Here is an 11238-nt window from a genome sequence, read left to right on the forward strand (position 1 = left end):
CCGCACAACCGGGCGATGACCACGCCGCACCTTCATGGCGCGACGTATGCTGGGCCGTGTCTTACCGCAAGGATTGCAATGCATCTGCTGAAACTGCCCGTGGCTGGCCTGTTGATCACGCTGCTGCTGGGGGCGTGCGCGCAGGCTGAAACGCCGCGTAGACCGCCGCGCCTCCTGACGAACGATCAGGGGTGCTCGATCACAATCGACAACCAGCCGATCAATCCCTACCAGGTTCCGTCACCCATCGAGCGGGCCTGCGTAGGGCCCTATCAGCTGGAGTTGCCGCAGAAATACTTCAGCACACAGATGGGGCCCGAGCACGATGGAAGCTTCTCACTCGCATTGGAGTACCCATCGCTGCAGCCGTTCAAGCCCGGCGAGCGGATGAACCTGAGTGCGGATGTCTCCATTCGCACCGTCAGAATCGACTATACCTACATTGATCGCGTCAACCTGTGGGACGTAATGCGCAAGAGCTACACGCGCAAGGAATACCAGCAAGGCGATCCGTCCGAGACCCTGGAAGAGCGCATCAAAGGTGATCCAGTGCATGGCCTGGTGCCTTATTACGTCGACGTGGCAAAGGTTCAGGAGTTCTACCGTAAGCAGGGCTTCGATGAACGCGCACCGATCATCCAGCACATCTACTGGCAGTACGACTGGTTCGTTTCCCGCAATGCAGCGGACCAGATCGACCAGGTGATCAAGTGCACCACCCGGGATGTCGCGGAATCGGGTGTCATGTACCGTGATGGAAAGATGGTCAAGAAGCCGGTCTTTGGCTTTGCCGAGTGCAACCAGCGGTTTGTCATCGAGGAACTGAGTGTCATTGCCGAAGTGCGCTATCCGCGGGAAGGTATTGCGGACTGGAAGACGATCAGGGAGCGCACCCGTGCGCTGCTGATCGACAACATCACCATGGAAGAGAAGAGGTAGCCCTATGAGCCCTGGTTTGGACGCAGATGACCTGAAGATACTTGGCGCGTAGGCCAAGGCGGGCAATCGCGAGCTGTACTTCAATTACCTCGCGCAGAAGCAGGGTAATGACGGCTACGGCCTGCTGGCACTCGGTGTCGTGCGCAACGACAACAATCCCGGTGCCACAGCGAACAGCTTTGCCGACCGGCAGGCGCGCGCCGATGGTGTTCACTTCAATGAAGTTCAGTGGCAGGCATTCGGTGTCGATCTGATCCAGCGCGATTTCGCGCTACGCGTAGCACAGCTCGACGCGGGAAGACCGGAGCTGGCGCTGAACCTCCCAGTCGATGACATCCAGAAGGCGCATGATGAGGCATTCAATGCTCGAGGCATCCATCCTTCTGCATGGACGCCGTACACGCTGCTGATGGCCGCGCGCGCCCATGGTGGCCGTGCAGAAGCCGAGGCCGTCTGGACCATGCTGCTGGACAACAACAATCGCGGCCTGGATCGCGCGGCCGAGACAACGAACCTGGTGCTCGGCAAGTACCGGAACCTGATCGACGATCCGGCCGGCTATCTGAAGAACATGGCCGAGGCACGTGGACCGCATGGCCTGCAGCCGGTGTCCAATCTCGACCCGGATCGGATTGCCTACCACGGTGCGACGTATGTGCACGACGATGCCCAGGGACAGTGGCGCCGCGAAGTCTCGGTGCCGGTGAATGCCCCGGTGCTGCCGCTGCCCATCGGCTCGGTGCCCGTGGGCAGCGTGCGCGAGACCGATCCGGCCACGCTGCGGTATCTGGACGATGCACGCGATGTGCGCCAGTTGCGCGAGACGCTGCGCGGGCAGTTCCATGCGGACGATGAGAACAAGGACCGGCCGATCATGGCCAGCCCGTTCGTGCTGAGTGATGCCACCCCGCTGCAGATGCAGCCGGAACGGCAGCGTGCCGGCATCGATCCGCGCGAGCCCGGGCATGCACGCCACGCGCTCTACCAGCAGTGCGCGGCGGGCGTGCGCGATCTCGAGGCCGGGCTGGGCAAGCCGTGGGATGCGCAGAGCGAGTGCGTCAGCGCCAGCCTCGCCACGCTGGCGGCCGGCGCCGAACTGCAGCGGGTGGACCATGTACTGATGGGACGCGGGGACGCCGCTGGGCGGGAAGGGCCGAACCTGTTCGTGGTGCAGGGCGACCCGGCCGACCCGGCGCATCTGCGCGCGCAGATGCCGGTGGCACAGGCGCTGGCGATCCCGGTGGAGCAGTCCTTCCAGCAGTTGGCGGTGAACGACCAGCGGCAGGCGCAGGAGCAGGCGCTGCAGCGTGAGCAGGATCAGCAGCTGCAGCAGGCCCGCAGCGCGCCGGTCATGGCCTGACCGGTCGCGGCGCATCTTCGCAGGCGGTCGGCGCGGCCTGCGGGCCACGCCTGCCGCTCCTGTCAGCTCAGCACTTTTCCTTGCGGCCCATCAGCTTGCCCAGGCGCGACGGTTCTTCGCACTTGGGTGCCACGACCGGGGTCGGTGCCAGTGCCGCGGCGCGTGCCTTCTGCAGCTGCAGGATCTTCGCGCGGATCTGCGGCATCGCTGCCATCGCGGCCTTTTCGCCTTCCAGTATGGCGGTACCACGCTGGCTGAAATCGGCCGCGCCGATATCCAGCACCTTCGGTCGGATCACGATGTCGGCGCGGGCCAGTTCCTGCTCGCCCAGGCGCTGGCCCATGATCGCGATCGACTGGTTGACGATGCCCAGCATGCCGGTCGGCGCCTTGCCGCTGGCCTTGCTGGAAATATCCACGGCGATCACGAACTCGGCGCCCAGCTGGCGCGCGGCGTCCACCGGCACCGGGCTGACCACGCCGCCGTCGATGTAGTTGCGGCCGCCGATCTTCACCGGCTCGAACACGCCGGGAATGCTGCTGGAGGCACGCACCGCCTGGCCGACATTGCCGCGCACGAAGATCGAACGCTCGCCGGTTTCCAGCTGGGTGGCGACGGCAGCGAAGGGCTTCTTCAACTTCTCGGCGGGGCGGTTGGCCACCTGTTCGTTGACGTAGTCCTGCAGCTTCTGGCCCTGCACCAGGCCGCCGGAGAACAGGCGCACGTCGCGGATGCTGGCTTCGTCCAGCGCTACCGCCTTGCTCTGCATCTGGAACGCGTCCATGCCGCTGGCATACAACGCGCCGACCACGCTGCCGGCGCTGGTACCGGACACCACGACAGGTTCGAAGCCGTTGGCTTCCAGCATCTTGATCACGCCGATATGGGCAAAGCCTTTGGCCGCGCCGCCGCCCAGGGCGATGCCGATCTTCACCGGCTTGGCCTGCGGCACCACGGTCGGCGGCGGGGGCGGGGTGGGCCGCACCTCTTCGCCACCGCAACCGGCCAGCAGGCCGAGCAGGGCGACGGAGAGCAGCACGCGGGGGCGGAACACGGTCATCGGCAGCGGCGCACGGGGCGCGGGTTCAGGAAAGGGCGCCAGCATACCGAAGCTGCAATTTACGTGGGTAGCACCGGGCGATACCCGGCGCTACCGTGAGAGGTCAGAAGCGGTTGTCGCCGTCCAGCATGCGGCCCAGCCCACCCAGCACCGAGCCTTCGCCGCGGTTCTTGCCACCACCCTGCGGCGCGGCCATCCACATGCGCCCGGCCAGGCGCGAGAACGGCAGCGACTGCAGCCAGACCTTGCCCGGCCCGGTGAGGGTGGCCAGGAACACGCCCTCGCCACCGAACAGCATGCTCTTGATGCCGCTGACCCGGCGCACGTCCATGTCCACCGTGGGGTGGTAAGCCACCACGCAACCGGTATCCACGTCCAGGCGCTCGCCGGCCGCCAGCTCACGCTCGACCACGCAGCCACCGGCATGGATGAACACCCAGCCGTCGCCCTCCAGCTTCTGCATGATGAAGCCCTCGCCGCCGAACAGGCCGGTCATGATCCGGCGCTGGAACTGCACGCCGATCTTTACCCCGCAGGCGCCGGCCAGGAAGCTGTCTTTCTGGCAGATCAGGCGGCCGCCATGCTGGTCCAGCTTCATCGGCAGCACGGTGCCGGGGTAGGGCGCGGCGAAGGCCACGGTGCCGCGGCCGTTGCCGGTCTGGGTATAGACCGTGGCAAACAGGCTTTCGCCGGTGACCACGCGGCGGCCGGCGGCCATCACCTTGCCCATGAAGCCGCTGCTGGCCTGCGAACCGTCGCCGAACACGGTGTCCATCTGCACCGAGGCGTCCTTGAACATCAGCGCGCCGGCTTCGGCGATCGCGCTCTCGCCCGGGTCCAGGCCGATTTCCACGAACTGCATCTCGTGGCCCACGATGCGGAAATCGATCGGGTCGCCGTGGCCGCCGCTGTTGCTTACCGGCGATTCCACGCTGCGATGCGGTGCCGGCGACGGCGGTGCGCCTGGTGGCGGGGTGGGCGCGGCCGGCTGGCGAAGCGCGGCAACGTCGGACACCGGTGTCCACCCGGACATGCCCTGGCACCAGGCCAGCGCGTGTGGATACGCCTGCGCATGGGCGCGCGCGGCCTCGTCATCAAGCGGGCCGACACGCTCGGCCTGGCCGGCGGCATGGAAGTACCACTGGGTCATTGCTGCAGCTCCGTTGCGGGAACAAACCACGAGTCTAGCCGCAGCACACGGGGGCGAATGGCAGGGCCATGAACGATCGGCATTTGCGGCGCGGGTGCTGTATTGCAACAATTATCTGGTAGCGCCGTTTTACCACCCCTCCAAACACAGCCTACCGCCATGTCTCCGACCCGCACTTCCCGTGGCCGCCTTCCGGTCGCGCGCCCCCTCGTTGCCGCTCTTTCCGCCCTGTTGCCGCTGGTAGCAGCCGCCCAGGAAACCCCTGCCGCCAAGGACCCGGTTGCCCTCGACGCCCTGCAGGTGACCGCGCAGCGGCGCGTGGAAAATGCCAAGGACGTGCCGGTGGCGATCACCGCCATCCAGGGCGAAAAGCTGGATGTGCTCGGCTCGGCCGGCGATGACATCCGCTTCCTGTCCGCACGCGTGCCCAGCCTGAACATCGAGTCGTCCTACGGCCGTGCCTTCCCGCGCTTCTACATCCGCGGCCTGGGCAACACCGATTTCGACCTCAATGCCTCGCAGCCGGTGTCGCTGGTGTACGACGACGTGGTGCAGGAAAGCCCGCTGCTGAAGGGCTTCCCGCTGTTCGACCTGGCCGGCGTGGAAGTGCTGCGCGGCCCGCAGGGCACCCTGTTCGGCCGCAACACCCCGGCCGGCGTGGTGAAGTTCGATTCGGCCCGTCCGTCGCAGGACGCCGACGGCTACGTGAAGGTGTCCTACGGCAGCTATGACACCTGGAACGTGCAGGGCGCCTACGGCGGCCCGCTGACCAGCCGCTGGTCGGCCCGCGTGTCCGCGCTGTACCAGCGCCGCGACAACTACGTCGACAACACCATCGCCAACGCGCCCAGCTCGGGCTTCGAAGGCTATGACGAAGCCGCCGGTCGCGTGCAGTTCCTGTACGAAGGTGACGACGTGGAAGCGCTGTTCAACCTGCACAAGCGCAAGCTCAACGGCACCGCACGCCTGTTCCGCGCCAACATCATCCAGCCGGGCAGCAACGCACTGGTCGAGAACTTCGACCGCGACAAGGTGTCCACCGACGGCCTGAACTTCTCCAATCTGGAAACCTGGGGCGGCAGCGCGCGCATCAAGTGGGATTTGGGCCGGGTCACCCTGCATTCGATCACCGGCTATGAAACCGCCGAATCGCTGAACCATGGCGACGTGGATGGCGGCTACGGCGCATCGTTCCTGGGTGCCGGCAACTACGGCCCGGGCTTCATTCCGTTCCCGTCCGAATCGGCCGACGGCCTGCCGCACCACCGCCAGTGGACGCAGGAATTCCGCGTCGAATCCAACGAGTGGGGCCGCTTCGACTGGCAGGCCGGCGTGTTCTACTTCGATGAAGACGTCACCATCGACAGCTTCAACTACGACTCGCTGACCCCGGGCAACCCGCAGACCGGCCATGCCGTGCAGAGCCAGCGCAACAAGGCCTGGGCCGCGTTCGCCTCGGGCGACCTGGACGTGACCGAACGCTTCAAGCTGCGTGCCGGCGTGCGCTACACCCAGGACAAGAAGGACTTCACCGCCAGCGTGCTGCAGGCCGTGTCCGGTGGTACGCCGGTCAGCGGCCCGTACCTGGCCAACAGCGATGTGGACGATGTCAGCTGGGACCTGAGCGGCGTCTACCAGATCACCGACAACATCAACGCCTATGCGCGCGTGGCCAAGGGCTTCCGCGCACCGTCCATCCAGGGCCGCCTGGCCTTCGGCGGCGTCACCCAGGCCGATTCGGAAAAGGTGATCTCGTATGAGGCCGGCATCAAGGCCGATCTGTTCGATCGTCGCGCACGCCTGGGCTTCAACGTGTTCCGCTACAACGTGGATGGCCAGCAGCTGATCGCGGTGGGTGGCAGCAACAACACCGCCACCCTGCTCAACGCCGACAAGACCATCGGCCAGGGCTTCGAGCTGGACTTCGAGGCCTACCTGACCGACCACGTGCTGATGACCCTGGGCAGCAGCTACAACGACACCGAGATCAAGGACCGCGATCTGGCGGTGGCGATCTGCGGCGGCGGCTGCACCATCACCGACCCGACCACCGTCATCAACGGCGGCACCTATGCGCTGGTGAACGGCAACCCGCTGCCGCAGGCGCCGAAGTGGATCCACAACCTGACCCTGCGTGCCGGCTTCCCGGTGAACGACGCCAGCGAGATCTACGTCTACACCGACTGGGCGTACAAGAGCCCGGTGAACTTCTTCCTGTACGAGTCGCCGGAGTTCCGCAGCCGCAGCTCGCTGGAAGGTGGCCTGCGCGTGGGCTACAACTGGGATTACGGCCAGTACGACGTGGCTGTGTTCGGCCGCAACCTGACCAACCAGACCCGCGTGGTCGGTGCGATCGACTTCAACAACCTCACCGGCTTCCTCAACGAGCCGCGCACGTTCGGCGTGGAATTCACCGCGAAGTTCTGAGGCGGTTGACCGCGTGATGCAATGAAGAAGGGCCGGCGCACTGCCGGCCCTTCTGCTTTCTGTAGCGTCGAGCCATGCTCGACTGCCGTGAGCCGAGCATGGCTCGGCTCTACGGAGGCATGCTTACAGCGCGCTCTGCGGGCGCACCTTCAGCACCGCTTCTTCTGCCGCACAGTCGCGGGCCGAGTGCTGCCCCGCCTTGCGCGCAGCAGCAATTTCCCTGCGTGCCGCCAGCAGATCCTGCTGGAACGCCGCATTGTCGTGCAGGCGCGCAACGGCGGCGGCACCCATGAAGCGGCCTTCCAGGATGTCGCTCTGCCAATGCACGTTGCACACCAGGCGGCTTTCCCCGTAGTTGCGGCCGCGTGCCTGGATGGCATCGGCGCGGTCCGGGGCGATCTCGGAAAGAATCAGCGCCCAGGCCCAGCCGATCGAGGTGTGGCCGGAGGGGTATGAACCGTTCTTGCGCAGCCCGGCTTCATCGTCGGGCGTGCAGGTGGGTTCGCCATTGACCATGAACGGGCGCGGGCGCTGGTAGTGGTTCTTGGCTGCCTTGGTGGCCGCACTGGCATCGATCCGGCTGCGCTCCAGCAGGCGATACAGCGCAGGCGTCTTCACCGCATCCACGTCCACGTCGATCGCGCACGAGAACTGGTTGGCGCCTTCCGGGAAGCCCAGTTCGGCGTCATGCGTGGCCTGGGCGAAGCGCGGTGTGCCGCGCAGGGCGCGGGCTTCACGGCTGACCTGTTCGTCCAGCGCGAAGCCGGCCGAACCGGCCGCAGGCGGGGCAGGCACCAGCAGCAGGCTGGCCGGTACCGCCGCCGCGTCCAGGTAGCCCACTGCCCGGGTGGTCACGTTGGCCTCCACCGCGGTGGGCTTGCTGGCGGTGGCGGCGCAGCTGGCCAGGGTCATGGCGATGGCAAGACCCAGCAGCGGGCGGGCAGGGCGGGCGATCAGGGACATGGGCAGATTCGGGACTGTGAACACAGGCGCCATGATCGCAGCCGCCGCCGGTTGCCGCAGCGCCCATCGGTCATACGGCCAGACCCGGCACGGTCGGCTTGTCGCCAATGTCCTGATTCCGGTCGCAGCGCACGGACTTTCACACGCCTTCAGCACCAGCATCTGCCCACAGCCGGGCCGGGGGGATCTGCTGACAAGGGAGAGATGCGATGCGCAGCACCGCAACAGGAAGTACCGTCCTGGCCCTGCTGGTGGGCCTGGCCGCCGCACCGGCACAGGCCGCCGACGTCTACGGCGTGGCCTTCGTGCATGGCACCGGCGCACAGACGAACGCCACCCAGGATTACTGGCAGCCGGCGATCATCGACACCGTGCGCCAGGGGCTGCCGAACAGCAGCAACTACGTGGTCATCAACTGCGATTTCACCCAGTACATGTGGAAGCCCGAAGCGGCCGGCTGCCTGGCCAGCCAGCTCACCGGCTTCATCGACAGCCGCGGCATCACCCAGCTGGTGGTCATCACCCATTCCAACGGCGGCAACGTGATGCGCTGGATCCTGTCCAACCCCACCTACGACAGCCGCTACCCGAAGATCATCAGCCGCACCCGCAAGGTCACCGCGCTGGCGCCGTCATCGGCCGGCACGCCGCTGGCCGACGCGGTGCTCAACGGCAATACGTTTGAAACCTCGCTGGGCTGGCTGCTGGGCTACAAGAACGATGCCGTGCGCATGCAGCAGGTCGGCCACATGGTCACCTACAACGCGCAGAACCTGTATGGCACCGCCGGCCGCCCGGCCCTGCCCAAGCCGTTCCGCGCGGTGGTCGGCAGCGATGTCGAATCGGCGGTCTGGGACAGCAACAGCTACTGCGGCGGCTACGCGGCCAATGTCGGCCTGGAATTCACCCAGAACTGGTTGTCGTCCTGTTCCGATGGCTTTCTGGAATGCAGCAGCCAGAAGGCGGCCGGCAGCCTGCTGTTCACCGACAAGGCGCGCACCCAGGGGGCAGAGCCGTTGAGCCACAACCAGAGCCGGCGCGAATGCTTCGGCCTGGGCACCATCCTGCGCAACGACCTGACCCAGTGAGGGAGACGACCATGAAGATCCATTCCACCTTCCTGGCCGCTGCCGTGCTGACCGCACTTGCCGCCGGGTCCGCCCTGGCCGCACAGCCGCTGCGTGCCGCCCTGGCCAGCGACCAGGTGCCCGCCGCGCTGGTGGCCGCGCCCCTGCCCGCCGAAGACAGCGAGCGCGTGCCGCTGGCCTTCGCCTGGGCGCTGGACCCGGCCCAGCCATTGCAGGCACCGGGCGCGTATGCCGCCGTCAGCCGCAGCTACTGGCAGCAGGTCGACGCGGCCGAGCTGCAGCGCGGCCTGGACCTGCCGCTGACCGCCCCGGACGCGGTGATCCAGGTCAGCCCGGGTGCCGGCGCACGCGCGCTGCCCGCCGACGCACTGCAGGTACGTGATGCCGCCGGTCGTACCGGCGTGGCCCGCAGTGTCGATGCGCGCCAGCTGCAGGACGCCGGCATGGCAGTGAGCGATGGCAGCAGCATGCTGCGCACCGGTGCCAGCAGCGCGGTGGGCGCCTACCGCCTGCAGAGCGCGCAGGCGCAGGGGCGCTACGTGGTGCAGGTGCTTGAACCCAACAGCCCCGTGCGCCTGGAAGTGCAGGCCAGCCAGGCACAGGTGCTGGCCGGTGGCAGCGTGCAGCTGCAGGCGCGCTTGCTGGAAGACGGTGCCAACGCCAGGCAGCTGGCGGCACGGCGCGGCAGCCTGGGCGGCGAGGCGCTCCTGGTGGCGCCCGATGGCCGCAGTTGGCCGCAGCGGCTGCTGCGCACCAGCGACGGCAGCCTGCGTGCGCAGGTGCGCATTCCCGCCCAGGCCAGCGCCGTGCAGGGGCTGTGGGAACTGCAGGTGTTCGCCCAGGCAGACGGCGTACTGCGCGACGGCAAGGTGGCCTTTGCCGTGGCCCAGCCCACCGCGCGGTTCAGCGGCCAGGCCAGCCCGGATACCGCCAGCCGTCGGGTCAGCCTGCCGCTGCAGGTGGCTGCGCCAGGCCGCTATGAAGCGCGTGGCACGCTCTACGCCACCGGCGCCGACGGCCAGTTGAAGCCGGTGGCGCAGGCGCATGCCGCAGCGTGGTTCGATGCTGCCGGACAGGGCGCACTGGTGCTGCCGTTCGACCAGGCACCGCTGCCCGCCGGCTTCGGCGCACCGTATGAACTGCGTGAGCTGCAGCTGCAGGACCAGAGCCGGATGGCACCGATCGAATCGCGCGCGCAGGCGCTGCGGTTCTGAGCAACCGCAGCGGGCCGGCAATTCCGGCCCGCTGCAACCGCGTAAGGGAGAGGCAACACCGCGATGGGGTGATACCGCGATGGGAGGGACCACTCCGGGGTAGAGTCGACTGTCAGTCGACTACCGCGCGCAGCGCGGGATTTTCGGGCCCGTACGAAGAGCAGTCGACTGACAGTCGACTCTACCGCCCTCCGGCCTGCCATCCGCCATCACCTTGTCGCGCGCTTCGACCCGGTGGTTCACCCCGCGTACGCGCTCAACCGGCCTTCGTGTTCCACCACGTGGATCGCACCGCCGAACACCGCCGACAGCGGCTCATCACGCAGCAGTTCATCGCGCGGGCCATCGGCCAGCACGCGGCCGTCGCGCAGCAGCACCACCCGCTCGATCTCGGGAATCACTTCTTCGATGTGGTGGGTCACCAGCACCAGGGTGATGCCCTGCTGGGCCAGGGTGCGCATGGTGGCGATCAACTGCTGCCGCGCCACCAGGTCCAGCCCCGTGGACGGTTCATCCAGCAGCAGCGCCTGCGGCTGGTTCACCAGCGCGCGGGCGATCAGCACGCGGCGGGTCTCGCCGGCCGACAGCTCGGCATACGCACGTTCGCGCAGGCCCAGCGCACCGGTCATGGCCAGGGTCTGGCCCACCCGCTCGCGCATGTCGGCGGTCACTTCACGGAACGCCGGCACCACATAGCTGGCGAAGAAGCCCGACAGCACCGCCTGCTCCACGGTCAGCCCGGGCATGTCGGACAGGTTGCTGCTCAGATCGCCGGTGACGATGCCCAGCTGCGAGCGCAACCGATCCACCTGCCAGCGGTTCTGCCCCAGCACTTTCACTGCTACCCGGCCATCGGCCTGGGCCAGCGGGTACAGCTCGCGGGTAATCAGCTTGATGAAGGTGGATTTGCCACAGCCATTGGGGCCCAGCAGCGCGGTGTGCTGGCCCTGGGCGATGCGCAGGCTGAGCGCGTGCAGCACCTTCACCTGGCCACGCATCACGCTGGCGTGGTCGAGTTCGATCAGGGGTGGAAGGAC

Annotated in this window: 9 protein-coding genes; 5 read left to right on the forward strand and 4 right to left on the reverse strand. The window is 67.2% G+C overall.

Annotated elements, in window-relative coordinates:
• Positions 1–78: 78 nt before the first annotated feature.
• A complete protein-coding gene (locus C1922_RS00295; RefSeq protein WP_159091805.1) occupies positions 79–939 on the forward strand; it encodes a hypothetical protein in 861 nt (286 codons plus the stop codon).
• Positions 940–1078: 139 nt separating this feature from the next.
• Positions 1079–2299, forward strand: a complete 1221-nt coding sequence (locus tag C1922_RS00300) for an XVIPCD domain-containing protein (protein WP_108747956.1) — start codon at positions 1079–1081, stop codon at positions 2297–2299.
• Positions 2300–2366: 67 nt separating this feature from the next.
• On the opposite strand, the gene C1922_RS00305 is transcribed toward C1922_RS00300, so the two are convergent.
• Positions 2367–3359 (reverse strand): patatin-like phospholipase family protein, encoded by a 993-nt coding sequence (locus C1922_RS00305; RefSeq protein ID WP_108751432.1) that lies wholly within the window; start codon positions 3357–3359, stop codon positions 2367–2369.
• Between the two features lie 103 nt (positions 3360–3462).
• On the reverse strand, positions 3463–4509 hold the full coding sequence (locus C1922_RS00310) for a TIGR00266 family protein (protein WP_108747957.1): 1047 nt from the start codon (positions 4507–4509) through the stop codon (positions 3463–3465).
• A 159-nt stretch (positions 4510–4668) separates the two neighbouring features.
• Between C1922_RS00310 and C1922_RS00315 the strand changes: the two genes are divergently transcribed.
• A complete protein-coding gene (locus tag C1922_RS00315) occupies positions 4669–6936 on the forward strand; it encodes a TonB-dependent receptor (protein ID WP_108747958.1) in 2268 nt (755 codons plus the stop codon).
• A gap of 123 nt (positions 6937–7059) precedes the next feature.
• On the opposite strand, the gene C1922_RS00320 is transcribed toward C1922_RS00315, so the two are convergent.
• A complete protein-coding gene (locus C1922_RS00320; protein WP_108747959.1) occupies positions 7060–7899 on the reverse strand; it encodes a phosphatase PAP2 family protein in 840 nt (279 codons plus the stop codon).
• A gap of 209 nt (positions 7900–8108) precedes the next feature.
• Here C1922_RS00320 and C1922_RS00325 point away from each other — a divergent pair, with 209 nt between their 5' ends.
• Both C1922_RS00325 and C1922_RS00330 read left to right on the forward strand, forming a co-directional pair.
• Complete coding sequence (locus C1922_RS00325; RefSeq protein ID WP_108747960.1) at positions 8109–8987, forward strand: hypothetical protein; 879 nt, start codon at positions 8109–8111, stop codon at positions 8985–8987.
• Positions 8988–8998: 11 nt separating this feature from the next.
• Complete coding sequence (locus C1922_RS00330) at positions 8999–10201, forward strand: DUF4785 domain-containing protein (RefSeq protein ID WP_108747961.1); 1203 nt, start codon at positions 8999–9001, stop codon at positions 10199–10201.
• A 239-nt stretch (positions 10202–10440) separates the two neighbouring features.
• Here the strand turns inward: C1922_RS00330 and C1922_RS00335 are convergent, their stop codons facing one another.
• A complete protein-coding gene (locus tag C1922_RS00335; protein ID WP_234413529.1) occupies positions 10441–11199 on the reverse strand; it encodes an ATP-binding cassette domain-containing protein in 759 nt (252 codons plus the stop codon).
• Positions 11200–11238 lie beyond the last annotated feature (39 nt).

The organism is Stenotrophomonas sp. ZAC14D2_NAIMI4_7, from assembly GCF_003086675.1.
Lineage (GTDB): Bacteria > Pseudomonadota > Gammaproteobacteria > Xanthomonadales > Xanthomonadaceae > Stenotrophomonas.

Coding starts and splice junctions, on each gene's coding strand:
- C1922_RS00295 (WP_159091805.1), top strand. CDS start 79: ATGCATCTGCTGAAACTGCCCGTGGCTGGCCTGTTGATCACGCTGCTG.
- C1922_RS00305 (WP_108751432.1), bottom strand. CDS start 3,359: ATGACCGTGTTCCGCCCCCGCGTGCTGCTCTCCGTCGCCCTGCTCGGC.
- C1922_RS00310 (WP_108747957.1), bottom strand. CDS start 4,509: ATGACCCAGTGGTACTTCCATGCCGCCGGCCAGGCCGAGCGTGTCGGC.
- C1922_RS00315 (WP_108747958.1), top strand. CDS start 4,669: ATGTCTCCGACCCGCACTTCCCGTGGCCGCCTTCCGGTCGCGCGCCCC.
- C1922_RS00320 (WP_108747959.1), bottom strand. CDS start 7,899: ATGTCCCTGATCGCCCGCCCTGCCCGCCCGCTGCTGGGTCTTGCCATC.
- C1922_RS00325 (WP_108747960.1), top strand. CDS start 8,109: ATGCGCAGCACCGCAACAGGAAGTACCGTCCTGGCCCTGCTGGTGGGC.
- C1922_RS00330 (WP_108747961.1), top strand. CDS start 8,999: ATGAAGATCCATTCCACCTTCCTGGCCGCTGCCGTGCTGACCGCACTT.
- C1922_RS00335 (WP_234413529.1), bottom strand. CDS start 11,199: ATGCGTGGCCAGGTGAAGGTGCTGCACGCGCTCAGCCTGCGCATCGCC.